This is a genomic window from Paenibacillus sp. FSL H7-0703 (assembly GCF_038003485.1).
GTDB classification, from domain to species: domain Bacteria; phylum Bacillota; class Bacilli; order Paenibacillales; family Paenibacillaceae; genus Paenibacillus; species Paenibacillus polymyxa_B.
Genome location: NZ_JBBOPF010000001.1, coordinates 2,498,196 through 2,514,499, shown reverse-complemented (window position 1 = coordinate 2,514,499; position 16,304 = coordinate 2,498,196). Strand labels below are relative to the sequence as shown.

At 46.1% G+C, this 16,304-nt stretch carries 15 protein-coding genes; 11 read left to right on the top strand and 4 right to left on the bottom strand.

Annotated elements, in window-relative coordinates:
• Positions 1 to 64 precede the first annotated feature (64 nt).
• The 7 genes from MHB46_RS10950 to MHB46_RS10920 all read left to right on the top strand — a co-directional run bounded on the left by MHB46_RS10950 (position 65) and on the right by MHB46_RS10920 (position 5,929).
• Positions 65 to 745: a response regulator transcription factor gene (locus tag MHB46_RS10950; protein WP_341162328.1), complete on the top strand. Its 681-nt coding sequence runs from the start codon at positions 65 to 67 to the stop codon at positions 743 to 745.
• Positions 742 to 2,511: a sensor histidine kinase gene (locus MHB46_RS10945; RefSeq protein ID WP_341162327.1), complete on the top strand. Its 1,770-nt coding sequence runs from the start codon at positions 742 to 744 to the stop codon at positions 2,509 to 2,511. Before MHB46_RS10950 ends, MHB46_RS10945 begins: the two co-directional genes overlap by 4 nt.
• A gap of 23 nt (positions 2,512 to 2,534) precedes the next feature.
• Positions 2,535 to 3,044, top strand: coding sequence for a CDP-diacylglycerol--serine O-phosphatidyltransferase (gene pssA / locus MHB46_RS10940; protein WP_025677988.1), 510 nt, complete (start codon positions 2,535 to 2,537; stop codon positions 3,042 to 3,044).
• A gap of 22 nt (positions 3,045 to 3,066) precedes the next feature.
• Positions 3,067 to 3,561: a DedA family protein gene (locus MHB46_RS10935; RefSeq protein WP_013308662.1), complete on the top strand. Its 495-nt coding sequence runs from the start codon at positions 3,067 to 3,069 to the stop codon at positions 3,559 to 3,561.
• An 87-nt stretch (positions 3,562 to 3,648) separates the two neighbouring features.
• Positions 3,649 to 4,065 (top strand): phosphate-starvation-inducible protein PsiE, encoded by a 417-nt coding sequence (gene psiE / locus MHB46_RS10930; protein WP_254327328.1) that lies wholly within the window; start codon positions 3,649 to 3,651, stop codon positions 4,063 to 4,065.
• 55 nt (positions 4,066 to 4,120) lie between these two features.
• Positions 4,121 to 5,128: an AI-2E family transporter gene (locus MHB46_RS10925; protein WP_061831264.1), complete on the top strand. Its 1,008-nt coding sequence runs from the start codon at positions 4,121 to 4,123 to the stop codon at positions 5,126 to 5,128.
• A gap of 234 nt (positions 5,129 to 5,362) precedes the next feature.
• A complete protein-coding gene (locus MHB46_RS10920; protein ID WP_341162326.1) occupies positions 5,363 to 5,929 on the top strand; it encodes an NADPH-dependent FMN reductase in 567 nt (188 codons plus the stop codon).
• A gap of 100 nt (positions 5,930 to 6,029) precedes the next feature.
• Here the strand turns inward: MHB46_RS10920 and MHB46_RS10915 are convergent, their stop codons facing one another.
• Complete coding sequence (locus MHB46_RS10915) at positions 6,030 to 6,953, bottom strand: ketopantoate reductase family protein (RefSeq protein WP_341162325.1); 924 nt, start codon at positions 6,951 to 6,953, stop codon at positions 6,030 to 6,032.
• Positions 6,953 to 7,825, bottom strand: a complete 873-nt coding sequence (panB, locus tag MHB46_RS10910; protein WP_341163728.1) for a 3-methyl-2-oxobutanoate hydroxymethyltransferase — start codon at positions 7,823 to 7,825, stop codon at positions 6,953 to 6,955. The genes MHB46_RS10915 and panB overlap by 1 nt, the downstream gene beginning before the upstream one ends.
• Before the next feature lie 532 nt (positions 7,826 to 8,357).
• On the opposite strand from panB, the gene MHB46_RS10905 reads away from it, so the two are divergent.
• The 3 genes from MHB46_RS10905 to MHB46_RS10895 all read left to right on the top strand — a co-directional run bounded on the left by MHB46_RS10905 (position 8,358) and on the right by MHB46_RS10895 (position 10,502).
• A complete protein-coding gene (locus MHB46_RS10905) occupies positions 8,358 to 8,729 on the top strand; it encodes an MmcQ/YjbR family DNA-binding protein (protein WP_341162324.1) in 372 nt (123 codons plus the stop codon).
• Positions 8,730 to 8,869: 140 nt separating this feature from the next.
• Positions 8,870 to 9,496 (top strand): nitroreductase family protein, encoded by a 627-nt coding sequence (locus MHB46_RS10900; RefSeq protein WP_039270528.1) that lies wholly within the window; start codon positions 8,870 to 8,872, stop codon positions 9,494 to 9,496.
• A gap of 55 nt (positions 9,497 to 9,551) precedes the next feature.
• The gene (locus MHB46_RS10895) at positions 9,552 to 10,502 is read left to right on the top strand and encodes a ring-cleaving dioxygenase (RefSeq protein WP_341162323.1); all 951 of its coding nucleotides are present in this window, start codon (positions 9,552 to 9,554) and stop codon (positions 10,500 to 10,502) included.
• Positions 10,503 to 10,596: 94 nt separating this feature from the next.
• Here the strand turns inward: MHB46_RS10895 and MHB46_RS10890 are convergent, their stop codons facing one another.
• Positions 10,597 to 13,956 carry a DEAD/DEAH box helicase gene (locus MHB46_RS10890; protein WP_341162322.1) on the bottom strand — a complete coding sequence of 1,120 codons (3,360 nt, stop codon included), beginning with the start codon at positions 13,954 to 13,956 and terminating at the stop codon, positions 10,597 to 10,599.
• A 158-nt stretch (positions 13,957 to 14,114) separates the two neighbouring features.
• Between MHB46_RS10890 and MHB46_RS10885 the strand changes: the two genes are divergently transcribed.
• Positions 14,115 to 15,203 (top strand): site-2 protease family protein, encoded by a 1,089-nt coding sequence (locus MHB46_RS10885; protein WP_039270534.1) that lies wholly within the window; start codon positions 14,115 to 14,117, stop codon positions 15,201 to 15,203.
• A 152-nt stretch (positions 15,204 to 15,355) separates the two neighbouring features.
• Here the strand turns inward: MHB46_RS10885 and MHB46_RS10880 are convergent, their stop codons facing one another.
• Positions 15,356 to 16,276, bottom strand: a complete 921-nt coding sequence (locus MHB46_RS10880; RefSeq protein WP_235307181.1) for an AraC family transcriptional regulator — start codon at positions 16,274 to 16,276, stop codon at positions 15,356 to 15,358.
• Between the last annotated feature and the right edge of the window lie 28 nt (positions 16,277 to 16,304).

The window sequence follows — 16,304 nt, the reverse complement described above, 5'->3', positions numbered from 1 at the left end:
ACACATAAAGTACACATGTCTTTGATATGCTGTTGTCCTAGAATGACCGAAAGAGGGAAGTCGATTGAATAAAAGAGTTCTTCTCGTGGAAGATGAAATACGTATTCGTGAAGTTATTGCGGATTATTTTAAACAGAATAATTGGGAAGTCTATGAAGCAGGCAATGGAAAAGATGCACTAATCTGGTTTGATTCGGTGCAGCCGGACCTGATTATACTCGATATTATGATGCCAGAGCTGGATGGTTGGGAGGTGTGCCGTCAGGTACGCAGCCATTCAGGTGTACCGATCATTTTGTTGACAGCCAAATCCGGTGATGATGATAAAATATTGGGCTTTGAGCTGGGAGCGGATGATTACGTTACCAAACCTTTCAGCCCCAAGGTGCTGATCGCCCGTGCAAACGCACTGATGAAGCGAGTGGAGGGACATGTACAGCCGGAGTCGCATATTTTGCGGTTCGGTAGTGCCATTCTCAACACGATGGCTCATCGGCTTGAGGTGGATCAGGCGGAAGTCGAGCTGACGCCCAAGGAGTATGAGCTGCTGCGGCTGCTTATACATAATAAAGGCATAGTTATTTCACGGGATGCGATACTGAACCGAGTGTGGGGCATCGACTTTGAAGGAGATACACGAGTTGTCGATACGCATATCAAAAAGCTGAGAAGTAAGCTAGGCCGTGAATCACGCCATATCCGTACGGTTTTTGGTACTGGCTATAGGTTTGAGGAGGAAGAATGAACAAACGGGGAGTTACCTTTAAGTTGTTCATTATGACGGTTGTGTTTTTCCTGTGTTTTTACGGTATGGTGATTTTAAGTCAATTGCTGTTTTTTGAAAATTTTTATCAGGAACAGAAGATTGGTCGTGTGGAAAGCCGCTTGCAAAGCTTCGGTCAAAGTTATGTCCAGGAGGCTTGGGGATCGGGCAGGGTTTCCCGTGAGGCAGCTCGCTTTATGCTTCAGAATAAAAACCAGCTGGCGATTGTAACGCTGGACGGCAAAGTAAAGCTGGATGATGCGTTTCATATCAATCTAAGAAAAGCGGATGGTAAAATCGTTAAAATATCGCTGTCTCTGTTTATGAGCGAGTACGGAGATGAACTGAGAGCTGCTCGGATTCAGCCCGGTGATACGGTAACGGTTGAAGGTGAGGGATTGGGAACGGACGGCATCTCTACCGCCAATTTAATTTATCCAACCGGCATACAGAAGCTTGGTTTCAAAAATATAGGATCGACTTCGGAAGAGGCAAGCACAGATGGCCGTGTAAGGTTTTCCGGTACGGTGACAGAGATTGTACTGCCGGATCTGAAAACATGGAGTCAGCGACAAGGCTTACTGTTTAGTGCGCTGGAGGAATGGTTCCCTTTATCGCAGGCGCATCTGGAGAAACTTAAGAATTTCGAAGTGTTGGAGGAAGAGTGGACGGAACCTTGGACAGGGGTACGCAATGCAGTCATAGTCCATCCTGTTCGTCAGGACACAGGCGAGATCGACCTTCTGTTTACAGTGACATCGTTGCAGGAAATTAGTGAGACGAATGAAGCTCTGCGCTGGTTTTATCTGTACCTGGGGATCGGGGGATTTGCACTCATTCTGATTTTGTCCCTGTTCTATTCCCGGATGGTGACCCGTCCGCTCATTGCTTTGAATAATACCGCCAAGCGGATGGCTAAGCTCGATTTTACAGCCCATACACCAATCCGGCAGAATGATGAACTGGGTAGCCTGTCCTACAGCATGTATACCCTGTCCCAGAACCTGGACACAGCTTTGCGCGAGCTTCAGGATGCCAATCAGCAATTGGTGGAGGACATGGAACAGAAGCAGAGGATGGAGGCTGTGCAACAAGACTTTTTTGCCAACGCTTCTCATGAACTGAAAACCCCGCTGAGTATCATTAAAGGCTTCGCAGAAGGATTACAAGATGGGGTTAGCGCCGGGAAGCAGGATCATTATATGAAAGTCATTGTAGAGGAAGCGGACAAAATGGAGCGATTGGTCAAAGATATGCTGGACCTCGCCAAATTGGAATCGGGTACCCTCAAGCTTCGCAAGACGACCTTTATCTTGAGTGAGCTGGTGGAGGAGGTCGTGGACAAGTTATTCCATTTGTTGAAGGAGAAAAAGCTGGAAGTGGTCATTATCCCCGCCAATGAGATGCCGATCCATGCCGATGTAGGATGGCTGGAACAGGTGATTATCAACTTTGTTGTCAATGCCATACGACATGCTGAGGAAGGAAGCTCAATCACGATACGTGTCGAAGGTGCTGGGGAAATCAGTTTTTTTTCCATTGAAAATAAAGGTGAGACCATTCCTGACGATCAACTGGAGCAGATATGGGATCGCTTTTACCGAGCCGAGTTGTCCCGAAGCCGCCAGACAGGTGGGACAGGGCTCGGGCTGTCGATCGTCAAACGAATTTTGGATTTGCACGAATTCCGCTATAAGGTGGAGAATACCAAGGACGGCGTCCGTTTTGTTGTTATATTCGGAGGCTAAGCTACGGCAAAGGAGTTAAGAGTATGAAATGGAATTGGTTGCCCTCACTATGCACGATTGCAAACCTGGGGGCAGGGGTCTTATCCCTGTATTTCACGATTCATGAGCAATACATGACCGCTTTTATTCTCGTGGTGGTGGCTGCTTTATGGGATGTATTAGACGGTTTGCTGGCAAGGCTGCTGCATTGCTCCAGTGATTTTGGCAAACAGCTCGATTCGCTGGCGGATGTGGTCTCATTTGGGGTTGCCCCTGCTTTCTTGATCTTGTTATACAAGCTGGGAGATACCCATTGGATAGGACCGCTTGTGGCTGTTTTGTTTGTCATATGCGGTGCGGTAAGATTGGCAAGATTCAACCTAATGGCTTTTAGCAAAGGCTTTGTAGGTATGCCGATTACGGCGGCGGGTGTGATTTTGTCCTTTATGTTTTTATGGAGTGAGCATTTGAAGCCGGGGTTGTTGCTTGCATTAATGGTAGTGCTGTCGTTCCTGATGGTTAGCCGTATTCCCTTTCCGTCCTTCAAAAAATAATCGGTCAGGAGGTGGCTCCCCTATGGAATGGGTCATCAGCATGATTACACAATACGGATATATCGCTATTTTTGCTCTTCTTGCTCTTGGGATTATCGGTCTACCGGTTCCAGATGAAATTATTATGGTGTTTGTCGGCTATTTATCTTCTATTATGGTACTGAATTATTCGGTGTCTATATTAGTCAGCTTCATCGGTGCAATGACAGGGATGATGATCAGCTACACGCTAGGCAAAAAGCTGGGTCAGCCCTTGGTGGATAAGCACGGCAAGTGGGTTGGATTGACACCGAAGCGATTTGCAAGAGTTAAGGGGTGGTTTGCACGCTTTGGGTTGTGGACCATTTTGTTCGGTTATTTTATCCCAGGAGTCAGACATGCGACAAGCTATTTGTCGGGCATTAGTGCGATGCCTGTCCGAAAATATATGCTGGTGGCAAGCGCAGGTTCTCTGATATGGACGCTTATCTTTATCTCCATTGGTTATATTGCAGGGGCGAATATAAACTTTCATTAAGGTGACCCCAAAAGTAATGTAGCATTTTTCACGTATACCACCGATAATATAAATAAAGATACTGTACAACCAGTGAGGGGATATGTATTGAATGTACTAATGAAGTATATTGAGAAGTTACCTAGTTTTCTGCAAATGATCTTGAATATCTCGCTGTTTCTGGTTGGGCTGATTTTAAGCTTCTTACTGCTAAAAGAAACATGGTCCATTTTTTCTTATGTTTTTTTGTACGCAGAGGCCGACAAAAATTACTATGAATTCACGGAAGAGTTGCTAGTGTTCTTCTTGTATTTTGAATTCATAGCATTAATAGTTAAGTACTTTAAAACCAATTTTCATTTTCCATTACGTTATTTTATCTATATTGGGATCACGGCTGTCATCAGGCTCATTATTGTAGATCATGATGATGCTAAAAATACATTCTGGTGGTCCATTGCTATCCTAGTCATGGTAGGTTCTCTATTGATCGCTAACAGTAAATTGTTAAAAAGAGAAAGTTGATGCTCAGGAAGATTGCAAAGTTGACAGTCAAGTGGGAGAGAGGGAATAAAGACGAATGGTAAGAAACTGGATGAATCATGCGGGCGTCAGGCGGGTAGCCGTCCTTGCGATAATCGTTTTGCTGTTGTTTATGTTAAGAAGCATGATGAATATTATGTTGTTAACACTGCTGCTTACGATCTTGATTGGCAGTATATATAACGGAGTGAATAAGCTGGTCAAGCGGTTCGTCAATGTGCCGTCAATGATCGTGCTACTACTGGTGTATGGGTTGCTAATTCTGATTATGGTGTGGGGCGTTTACCGAATGGTGCCGCTAATCGTTGTACAGGTCAAGCAGGTGTATCTCATGATTCAGCAAGCGTATATGTATCCTGATCGTAATCAATGGAACGAAACGATTATCGAATTTATGGACACGCTGAATGTTCAGCGGCTATTTGAGCCTGGCCTGAGTGCAGTGATGAAGGTCAGTCAATTGGGAACACAGCTTCTGGTGTCAATTATTTTGAGCTTGTTCTTCCTGATGGAAAAATCCTATATTACACGTTTTACAGCTACGTTTGTAGATAGCAAGCTGGGTTGGTTTTTCAAGGAAGTGGGTCATTTTGGCCGTATGTTTCTGGGTACGTTCGGGAAGGTATTGGAGGCTCAACTGCTGATTTCACTTATTAATTGTATATTGACCACGATTGCGCTCTGGATTATGGGCTTCCCTAATCTGCTCGGTCTTGCGCTCATTATTTTCGTACTGGGATTGGTTCCGGTGGCAGGTGTGTTTATCTCACTGGCACCGCTCGGCCTGATCGCTTTCAGTGTCGGCGGCATTCAATATGTGGTTTATCTGGTTATATTGATCGTGGTGATTCATGCGATTGAGGCCTATTTCTTAAATCCCAAGCTGATGTCATCCAAAACGAATTTACCGATCTTCTTTACCTTTGTCGTACTTATTTTCTCTGAGCATCTGATTGGAATTTGGGGCTTGATTGTAGGTATTCCGTTGTTTGTCTTCTTCCTTGATCTGATTGGGATAAAACGCAAGCAAGAGAAGGATACTTGATTCCAGCACTACAGATTCCACCCTTGTATAGTGACTATTGATTCATCACGAATGCCTGCGAAGCCGTAGGCATTTTTTTATTGCCCGTTTGTTCATAGGAAGAATTGCTGACGTTCATCATCATGCAGGAAGTGTCCAACGGCATTATCTAATGAATTCTCACCTACTTTTTAATTCTCTTGTTAGCTATAGTACACTGAATATGCAAGATTAGATCAAGTTAAAAGAAATGAGATGATACGGTTGGAACAGAAAATTAAAGTATTGGCTATATCGGGTAGTCTTCGTCAAAAGTCCTCCAATACAGCGCTTATGAAGGCTACTATGGGGCTGGCTTCTGAAAATATGATATTCACAGTCTATGACGGATTGGGGGATCTTCCGCATTTTAACCCTGACTTGGATGTAGATGAGGGGCCAGCTACCGTAAGAGAGCTACGGGAACAATTGAAACAAGTGGATGGAGTGCTGATCTGTACACCGGAATATGGGAATGGTGTGCCGGGTGCTTTGAAAAATGCTTTGGATTGGCTTGTATCTTCAGGTGAGTTTGTAAATAAACCTACAGCGGTCATTAGTGCATCACCGTCTCCTATGGGCGGCCATCTGGCGCATGCCTCGCTGCTGCTCACATTGCAAATGATTAATGCAGAGATTGTGGAGAATGGAAGGGTCATTATTCCGCATATCACCTTGAAGCTAAACCAGGAAGGTGAAATTACAAACGCTGAAACTAGGCAGGAGCTAGAAGCATTACTTCAAGGGCTTGAGCAAGCATGCTCAAGCACAGGAACTCTTTAGATTTTTGAAGTTTAATAAAGGAACTGCAGCGGCAGTCTAAGATTTCATTTTCACCTTCGAAGCTGCCGCTTCCTCTTTAATTGATTTTAAAGTTTGAATTTTAGACGGTGTCCAATAAGCTCTCGTATACCTTTAATCGGGCATATACCGTTTCGAGTATGGGGTAAACAGTATTACTGGTTGCAGCCAATGCAAGCAGTGAACCATGTAGATGACTGGCTTCAATCGGAAGCTTTTTATGCATATCGCGTTGCATGGATGACATCATCTCAGGTCGTAAGGATTCCATCGTTTTCAGTGTATGAGCTTCCATCTCCGAATCAATCGGCATCCCTGCGTTGCGAGCAAGTGTGACAATCTCATGCAGCAGCTTTTCATATATAGCTCGTGACTCTGCCGTGGCAAGTATAGTCCCAACCGAGGCATCCATCAGTGTTGTAATTGCACTCAAGCTGGCAACGAATATATATTTCTGCCAAACTTCACGCTGGATATCGTGGCTTCGTGCCACTGTGAAGCCTGCATGATCAAGATGATTCAGCAGCAGTTGTGTACGCTCTGAGTGCACTCCGTTCCATTCACCGAAGACGATACGGTGGAACGGACTTGTCTGAACAACAGAACCATCATGATCCAGCGTAGTTTCAATATAACAAAGTCCGCCCAGCACTTTTTCAGAACCGAATTGCTTGCGCAAAAAGTCAAAATGTTCGTAACCATTAAGTAACGGAAGAATCATGGTATGATCACCGACATAAGGCTCAAGATCAAATTGCAATTGGGGAAGATGATACGCTTTGACCGAAATGATAATACAGTCGAACGGATCGGCAGCTTCACCATTTGTAATAGCACGGACTGGTGTCTGAAAATCCCCATGAACACTTTTAACAATTAGACCGTCTTCTGCCAACTGAGATTTTTTTGAAGGGCGTACGAGGAAGGTCACGTCTTCTCCTTTTTGAACAAGAAGTCCCCCAAAATAGCCTCCAATCGCCCCTGCACCTACAATCAGAAACCGCATTATAGGGTCCCTGCCTTTACTTTTACATTCCCATATAGTCCTTCTACTACGTTCTCATCTGCCTTAAAAACATGCTCCTCGCTCGGAAAAGAACGATTCTTCACGTCTTCGACATATTGCCCGATGCTGTTGCGAATCAAAGCACCTATATCCGAATAGGTTTTTACGAACTTTTTCTCCCGGTAAGGAGCTGAGTATTGTAACATGTCATGATACACCAAAACCTGGCCATCACAGTATCTCCCCGCACCGATGCCTATGACCGGAATAGATATCTCTCGGGTGATGCTCTTCGCTACTTCCTCTGTCACCAGCTCTAACACGATGGCAAAAGCTCCCGCTTGCTCCAGGGCCCGGGCATCATTTAGAAGGCGCTCAGCGGCCTGTGAGTTTTTACCTTGAATGAAGTATCCGCCGATTTGATGCACAGATTGTGGTGTAAGTCCGATATGCCCCAGTAGTGGGACGCCGGATTGAACAATTCGCTTCACGGTGTCGCAAATTTCCATGCCCCCTTCTAATTTCACGGCATGGGCATGTCCCTCTTGCATGAGCCTGCGCACATTAGTAAGGGCTTCTTCACTACTCCCGTGGTACGTCATAAATGGCATATCCGCGACAATAAAAGTATGTTCCGCACCGCGCACGACAGACCGTGTATGATAGACCATATCATCCATAGTGACGGGCAGTGTGGAGTTATAATTAGATAACACATTACCTACGGAATCACCGACAAGGATGATATCGATCCCGGCTTCCTCAGCCAAACGAGCAGATGGATAGTCATACGCCGTAATCATACTTATAGGTGAACCTTCTTGTTTCATTTTCTTCAATTGTAAAATATTAAGTGCTTTCGAGTTTACCATGGTTGCATTCAAATCCTTTCCTACCTTTATTTTAGATCACAAAAAAAACCTTTCAGCACATGGCTGAAAAGGTCCGAAAGGCAAAAAAAGAGTCAATTTGCGACCGTTCTTTTGTCTCGGTCCTTGCGGATCAGAGCAAAATCCAACGAGTTCACCTCCATAGGCTCACACATCTACATATTGAATTACACTAACTAGAGTACCGTTCGAATGTATCGATACAGCCTCTCACGGAAGTATACCAAAATATAGGGCTGTTGCATAACATTCTCTACTATATGAACAAAACAGGCCCTTTCACTTCCGAATAGGAAGTGAAAGGGCTGTCAGCTGGGCAGATACAGTATGTGAAATATCGCTAAATCTTTAGGACGTGTATGAAGTCATGGACGGTCGATAAATTCATATAGAAAGGATTGACCCTCCCGATAGAATTCTAATTGTAGCATGGGACTATTGTATGTGGAGAGCGTGATATAATAGGGCACAAATCGTTTCATAGATGATGACTCAAGCAGAGGAGTGAAGGCTGGTGTATGAACAAATTGTAGCGTATAGTCTGAGCCAAAAAGAGGCCGTTAAGGATTATCCATTTGGTGCTGATCCCCTGGTACTAAAAGTAGGGGGCAAGATGTTTGCACTTCTAACTGAAAAGGATGACATTTGCCACGTATCCTTGAAATGTGATCCAGTCATTGCGGTAAATCTGCGTGAACAAAACAAGGCGATTAAGCCAGGCTATCATTTGAATAAAAAGCATTGGAATACGATTGAGGTTGATGCTACCTTCCCACTGGAGGATTTGTACAGCATGATCGACCATTCGTATGAGCTGGTCTTCAAGAGCTTAACCAAAGCGCAACGCGAAGCGATTACGATGAGAATACGGGCAACGGATCTGTAAAGGGCTGGTGAAGCCCTTAAGTTGTATCCAAAAATACTTACTAACATTATTATAGTTTCACTTGACAGAAATCACGAATGGATATATTCTTAATTTAAAGATAATTCATTTGAAAATAATATCAAGGAGTGGAACTTAACATGAGCGAACTGGTGAATATTATTCAAGAGAGAAGATCAGCTTCTAAATTTATTCCTGATGTTACTATAGATGCAAAAGAACTAGAAGAAATATTTCAGCTGGTGAAGTTTGCTCCATCGGCTTTTAATTTACAGCATGCGCGTTATATCGTAGTGCAGGATGCTGATACCAAACAAAGATTGCATGATGAGGCAAGTAAGCAGTATAAAATATTAACGGCTTCGGCGACCATTGTAGTGCTGGGGGATACAGAGGCTTATACCAAGGTAGCCGACCTCAACGAAGGATTCCTGAATTTGGGCGTTCTGAGCAAGCAGGAATATGATAGCACAGTAGAATCGGTAACTCAGTTTTATCGCGAGCGGGGACCTGTCTTCCAGAGAGAAGAGGCGATCCGTAATGCCAGTCTGTCGGCTATGCAATTGATGTTGATTGCCAAGGACAAAGGCTGGGATACGTGCCCGATGATCGGTTTTGATCCGGCGAAGGTGCAGGAAGTACTGAATATTCCAGAGCAATTTGTACCGGTAATGATGATTACCTTGGGTAAAGAGGACGAATCGGGTCAGCGGGCACGGGGATACCGCAAGCCGGTTGGACAATTTGTCAGCTACAATGGATTTTGAAATTTGTAAATCATTTGTGTAAATAAATCAACATGTTAATGAAGGAGTGATAAAGATGTCATTGAAAACCGCTGGAATACACCATATCACGTCCTTTGCAGGCGACCCGCAGGGCAACGTTGATTTTTACGCAGGCGTACTTGGTCTGCGATTGATTAAAAAGACGATCAACTTTGATGCTCCAGAAGTATACCATTTGTACTTTGGTAATGAAGAGGGCAGCCCGGGAACGATCATTACCTTTTTTCCAGCTCCGGGTACACGCAAGGGTAAGATTGGAGGTGGACAGGTCGGGATTACGACGTATGTCGTGCCGTCCGGTGCTTTGGAATACTGGGAAAACCGTCTGCACAGCTTGAAGGTATCTTTCACGAAGGCCACTCGTTTTGGCGAGTCATTCATCCAGTTCCGAGACAACGAGGGCTTGCATCTGGAGTTGGTGGAGCGGGAAGCTGGCCCGTTGAACACGTGGACAGCAGGCGGCGTGCCTACGGATAAAGCGATCAAGGGCTTTGGCGGGGCGGTACTGTACAGTGCGGATTCCAAGCATACGCAAGAGGTGTTGGAGAACGTCCTGGGGATGACTCCAATCGGAGAAGACGCAAATGCAGGCTACATCCGCTATCAGACGACAGGTGATTTGGGCAACCTGATCGATATTCCGGTCAAAGATGTCCCGTGGGGGAATGGCGGCGCCGGTACGGTTCACCATATTGCCTGGCGCGCGCAGGATGATACGGAGCATCAGGCGTGGAACGAATGGGTTCATCAGCATGGTTTTGGGACCAGTGGTATTGTAGATCGCCAATACTTCAATGCCGTATACTTCCGCGAGCGGGGCGGTATTTTATTCGAGATCGCAACCGATCCACCCGGATTTACCGTGGATGAGGAATTGAATGAGTTGGGGCACAAGCTGATGCTGCCTGAATGGTATGAGCCTCAGCGCACCCAGATTGAGTCTAACCTGGTCCCCATTGAACCTAGAGTATTAAAACAGGATTAATCTGCTCGATCCAAACAATCATATTTAGAAGCAAAAAGGTCCAATGCGGGAAAATTTCTACCGTGATTGGACCTTTTTGTGCATGTGGAATTGGCTAGATCATGAGCAGTTCGCGAATCTCCAGCTCGGTCAGTGCCGAAAGGGTTTCTTGCCCCGGCTGAATGACCTGGTCGATCATGTTTTTCTTTTTTTGTTGCAGCTCATACATTTTATCCTCTACCGTACCTTGGGCGACGAGACGAATAACCTGTACGACTTTTTTCTGGCCCATTCGGTGTGCGCGGTTGGTAGCCTGCTCCTCTACAGCGGGATTCCACCACAGGTCATACAGAATGACCGTATCTGCGCCGGTGAGATTCAGGCCAGTGCCTCCTGCCTTTAGAGAAATCAGGAACAGCTCGCGTTCTCCTTCGTTGAAGCGACTGCACAGCTCGACTCGTTCCAGAGCGGGAGTCTGCCCATCCAGGTAAAAGTAGGACACCCCTTCTCGAGCAAGCTCACGTCCGATCATTTGAAGCATTGTGGTGAACTGTGAAAAAATGAGCATCCGTTTCCCGGAGCTGAGACATTCCGTAATGATCTCCAACAGCTGTTCAAATTTGGCAGAGCTACCCGTATATCCTTCGATGAACAAGCCAGGATGACAGCAGAGCTGACGAAGTCGAGTCAAACCGGCGAGAATTTTGATCCGATTTTTCTGAAATCCTTCCTCGTTGAGATGCTTCAACGTTTCATGCTGAAGCTTGGCCAAATAGGCTGTGTACAGCTTTTTTTGATCTGGCAGAAGCCGGGATACCTGCACGGATTCGATTTTCTCCGGCAGCTCCTTGAGGACATCGCTCTTAAGACGGCGCAGCAGAAATGGACGAACCCGCTTGGCGATCACATTTCGAGGCATGTTGTGAAACGCTCTTTTCCCGCCGGGAAATAGCGCGGGAAATACAACGTCAAAGATGGACCACAGCTCTTCCAACGTATTTTCTACGGGTGTTCCTGTCAGGGCAAAACGATAACGAGCTTTTACATCCTTAACAGCCTGTGCCGTCTGGGTGGCATGGTTCTTGAAAGCCTGCGCTTCGTCCAGAATGAGCGTATGAAACGATGGCTTGCTGTACACATCTGCATCGCGCCGTAGCAGCGGATAGGACGTAATGACGACGTCATAACTGGCGGCATCCCGTATGATTCGGCCGCGTTCTTCCGGGCTGCCATCTGCGATAGTGACGCGGACGTGTGGAGCAAATTTCTCCAGCTCATTCCGCCAGTTGTACACCAGTGATGCAGGGGACACGATCATGGCTGGAAGCTGCTGGCTGCGAATCTCCGGCAATACTGAGACGAGAAAGGCGATACTTTGCAGCGTTTTACCCAGCCCCATATCATCTGCCAAAATGCCCCCAAAACGGTAATGCGCCAATGTCTTAAGCCATTGAAAGCCGTAAAGCTGATAATCTCTCAAGATTGGGGCAAGCATGTCTGGAACTGGAAAGTCGAGATGGTCTGGGTTGCGTATATTTTCCAGTAGCTGGCGAAAGGTTTTACCCAAAGTCAGATTTTTCCCATGATCGTGAGGATCAATTAAGTACAGTCCTTGCGTGACGGGAACACGAATTTGTGCTGCATCCAGATCACTTTTGCGGATACCTGTTTCATTCATGAACCGAATCAATTCCTTGTACTCTTCTGTTTCGAGCGGCAGCAAGGCACCATTCGGCAGACGGTGATATTTCTGTTTTTCCTCTAACGATTTGAGCAGTTTGCGAATTTCCGGTTCCGGTATGCCCTCCATATCAAATTTAAATTCAAGCCAATCTGTACGTTCATCCCACTCCGCCCGTATCCTTGGGGTAGGCAGAGTATTGTTTATTTTCGCTTTGACTGCACCTGTAGCATAGACATCGAGCAGCTTTTCCAGTTGCGGAACAGTATGGTACAAAAAATCATACTCTGCATCTTCATTTTCCATAAAATATCCGCTGTCTGTTCTGGCGAAGGAGCTATGCTCCATCAGCTCCAAAATCCGCTGCTCCTGTTCCCCATCACGTATCAGAATACGGTCGTTACCAGGAGTTCGTGGATCTGTTTCCAGCGGGTTGATGATGATATCCCCATATTGGAACTCCAGTCCTGCCAGTAGCTTGTCTCTTACCCGGTCCAGATATAGCTTTGCCTTCAATGGCTGCTGTGTGACCCGATCTGAGACGGACCGAGTCATATGAACACGTCCGAGCTTCATTAACCCGGGTACAACCTTGTCCATAAAAGATTCCATCTGCTCTGGCGCAATCTGAACTTTTCGCCTGTGGTGTACTTCTACCATCCGTTTTAGCTCGGACAAACGCCGTAAGGGATCGGCTTTCTGTTTGACAAGCTTGCCATCGGCAATGACGACACCATAGTCTTCCATGATGGTCAAGTCATCTAATCCTTGTATGCTTAGCTGGTAGCCTTCGATTTCGGCCTCATCAAATTCAAATTGCAGCGGAAGCATCAGGTCGGACTGGGGAATACCCTCGCTCATGTTTCCGTGAATTTCAAAGTAGATGCCCTGTGCTGCTGTCAGCAAGGGGAGCAGCTTTTCCCAAGCCGCAGGCGGGATGAGGAGCATTCGCTCGCCGCTCATATGACTACCGGAAGATGAATACGTACCTGAGGTTTCCCGAATCATACGCTCATGGTGGCACACCTGGGATAATTGCTGGAGAATAGCGTCATGTTCAGGACGGAAGCGGTACAACTCAGGCTCGTACGAGAAGCTTTTCGTGAACATGTAGCTATCCCCACGGTCAATACTATCCAGAAACGGACGAATTTTCTGGACGATATATAATCGTTTGGGCCCAGCCTTCATTTCCACACCAAACATATATTTTTGGTAACCGTAGGCAAAAGGCCGGATGATGAACTGAAAATCCAAGACCGCGCGAGTATCCAGCAGGGTTGGTGTGCTGCGAAGCGGTCGCTTGCGGTCAAATAGTTTTAACATACTGTCGGTCAGCTGGAGATCGCCTCGTGTGATGTCAGAGGATCGTGCCGTTCTAGCAGTGTGATCATATGGAGCATCTGTAGATGTGTACATCCCGTCTGAATCCATGCTTCCTGCTGTATCTGGGGTAGTACCGGGATGAAGTCTGGAGGCGTAGGAGCGTACAGACAGACTTTTTCCACGGCGTATATCATGCGCGTTAAGGAGAACAGCAGCGATATGCTTACAATATCGTCCGGTGTTCTGAAATGTGCTACAGGTGCATTCTGCTCGGATACTTCCATTGGATCGGATCATCGCCGCAACAGCATAAAAGCTGCTTCCTTTGACCGTAGCTTCGTATACACCTTCATCATGATCTATTTGTGTAAAGGCCACTCTTTTGGCCCGGTAATAGGCATCCCCGTCGTCATAAGCGGCTTGACTGCATAGTTGTCTGATGGCTCGCCGGGTAAGTTCAAAACTCATGATTCGTAATCCTTTCCTGGGTTATTCCGTTTTCTTACATGATAACAGAACAGACAGGAGGATGAACACTTGGGTGCTTATCTGTGGGTTAGAGAAGTTTTTACAAGCTGCACATAGCAGGATACAATGGAAGTGTTAAAGAAAGGAGACGGATACCTTTGCAAAATGAAGAGAAAAAGACCGATTCCAAATCCGGCTCATCCAAATGGTACCTTGGTAGTGCAGCAGCATTGCTTCTTCTGAAAGGCAAGTCGTTACTTGCCCTTTTAAAATTCAGTAAATTTGGCGGTGCGCTGATATCTATGGCGATAACGATTAGCACATATGCGATCATTTACCCGTGGGGATTTGCGGTTGGATTCGTGTTGCTGTTGTTTGTGCATGAGCTGGGACATGTATGGGCTGCCAAGCGCAAGGGGCTTCCCGTGTCAGCACCGTTATTTATTCCTTTTCTCGGTGCGCTGATCACAATGAAACGGCAACCTTTGGATGCGCAGACAGAGGCTTATGTAGCCATGGGCGGCCCGTTACTGGGGACGGTTGGGGCTATGGCGGTATACGCAGGAGCCTATGCAACAGGCAGTCCCCTGTTGTATGCGCTCTCGTATGTCGGTTTTTTCCTGAACCTGATCAACCTGCTGCCGATTCATCCACTCGACGGAGGACGGATTTCCACGGCAGTGACGCGTTGGCTGTGGCTGGTGGGCTTATTGGGTGGAATTGTAGTCGTAGTATATTTAAAATCCTTTTTATTTTTCTTCATATGGGCGTTCTTTGCCTACGATTTGTACAAAAAATATGTTAAACGCAATAAAGGAGAGGTCAAGATCCAATCCTTTTTGCAAAAGCCGCTGGTGAACGTACAGCATCTGTATGAGCAAGGATATCCACTGCCCGGACCGGAGCACACACGCAGATTATCCTTTAATACCTACTCGGATTTGGAGGGGCAGCAATATGTGACGGTGTATATGGAAAGTTTGGATGTGGAGCAGACACTTAAGCTGCCGCAGCAGTGTCTTGTCCAGCATGTATGGCTGAACGGTGTGGAACATATACCGACGCCGGATGCGTACCAGCTCAGATTGCTGTGTGGGATTGATTACATTCCGTTTGAAAATGATAAATATTACGAAGTGCCCGCATCATCGCGCTGGAAATTTGGCATCAGTTACTTAGCTTTGGCCGTATTCCTAATGGGGATGATGTATGTGGTGCACCAGCATATAGGGGATATTAGGCTGTGATCTGAATAATGAGTGCTTGGTCAAGATTTTAGATCATTAAGGCAACGGTACAGCTTATAGAAAATAGAGACAAAAGAGCGCGACAACCGCGATATTCGGTGTCACGCTCTTTTTTTGGTTGAATAACACGGTGGAGCTTTTGCTATCCGTCCTTATATCTTAATCCTTTGCTCATCAGTAATCGGTTTTAACGTCTGGCGGTATTTAAGTGGGCTGGTGCCTGTCCAGCGCTTGAACTGCCTGCTGAAATGAGCCAGACTGGAATATCCGAGCAGGGAAGCTACCTTGTTGAGTGGCAGATTGGGCTGCTGGATCAGCACCTTAGCCTCATGCAGCTTGGTCTCCGATAGATAGTGACGTGGAGAATAACCGTATACCTTGCGGAACACTTCCTGGGCATAGCCGGGACTGATCCCGAGGGAAGCCGCCACATCTTCAAGACGGAACGCTTGCTCGCCAGATTCATCTTCCCGATAAGGCTTAAACCTTGATTGAATGGCTTCCATGATGGCCTTGGCATATTGAACGGATGAAGGTGCAATTCTGGGCTCCAAACCGGTAGATATCATTTGCGAGAATATCCCGAATAGCTCAAATAAAGCAATTTGCATACGAAAACGGTCTGCTGTCGTATATTCTCCGCTTTCCTGCACCATGCCAATCCAGCTATGGACGACCTTTTGCAGCTTGGTATTCGTTTCAGTACCCGCTGGAAAAAAGAGCTGATTGCTCTTAATCATTTCCTGACGGAACAATGGATCATCGACATTAAAATGAGAACTAAAATAGTACATGCCGTTTGGGGAAACACATTGACTCACATGCTTGAAACCCGGCGGAATAATTAAAATATCACCTTCCCCAACCGAATATACGTTATTTTCCATAATCGTTTCCTGACGACCTTCTAAAATGAGTGCAATTTCAAAACCGATATGAGATTCCTCCGGCATGCACCAATCCGCTTGGACCCGGTGAATATGGGCGCCAAAAAATTTCACATTCCAGTCAATAATGGGCAGCCATTGGCAATCATGAAATAGAGCTGGATCAACATCAGGATTTAATATCATCAGATCACCTTCGATTAGGGCAAATTTT

Excerpts from the sequence above, each read along its gene's own strand:
- MHB46_RS10945 (WP_341162327.1), top strand. The coding sequence starts at position 742 with ATGAACAAACGGGGAGTTACCTTTAAGTTGTTCATTATGACGGTTGTG.
- pssA (WP_025677988.1), top strand. The coding sequence starts at position 2,535 with ATGAAATGGAATTGGTTGCCCTCACTATGCACGATTGCAAACCTGGGG.
- MHB46_RS10935 (WP_013308662.1), top strand. The coding sequence starts at position 3,067 with ATGGAATGGGTCATCAGCATGATTACACAATACGGATATATCGCTATT.
- MHB46_RS10925 (WP_061831264.1), top strand. The coding sequence starts at position 4,121 with ATGGTAAGAAACTGGATGAATCATGCGGGCGTCAGGCGGGTAGCCGTC.
- MHB46_RS10920 (WP_341162326.1), top strand. The coding sequence starts at position 5,363 with ATGATACGGTTGGAACAGAAAATTAAAGTATTGGCTATATCGGGTAGT.
- MHB46_RS10915 (WP_341162325.1), bottom strand. The coding sequence starts at position 6,953 with ATGCGGTTTCTGATTGTAGGTGCAGGGGCGATTGGAGGCTATTTTGGG.
- panB (WP_341163728.1), bottom strand. The coding sequence starts at position 7,825 with ATGGTAAACTCGAAAGCACTTAATATTTTACAATTGAAGAAAATGAAA.
- MHB46_RS10900 (WP_039270528.1), top strand. The coding sequence starts at position 8,870 with ATGAGCGAACTGGTGAATATTATTCAAGAGAGAAGATCAGCTTCTAAA.
- MHB46_RS10895 (WP_341162323.1), top strand. The coding sequence starts at position 9,552 with ATGTCATTGAAAACCGCTGGAATACACCATATCACGTCCTTTGCAGGC.
- MHB46_RS10890 (WP_341162322.1), bottom strand. The coding sequence starts at position 13,956 with ATGAGTTTTGAACTTACCCGGCGAGCCATCAGACAACTATGCAGTCAA.
- MHB46_RS10880 (WP_235307181.1), bottom strand. The coding sequence starts at position 16,276 with ATGATATTAAATCCTGATGTTGATCCAGCTCTATTTCATGATTGCCAA.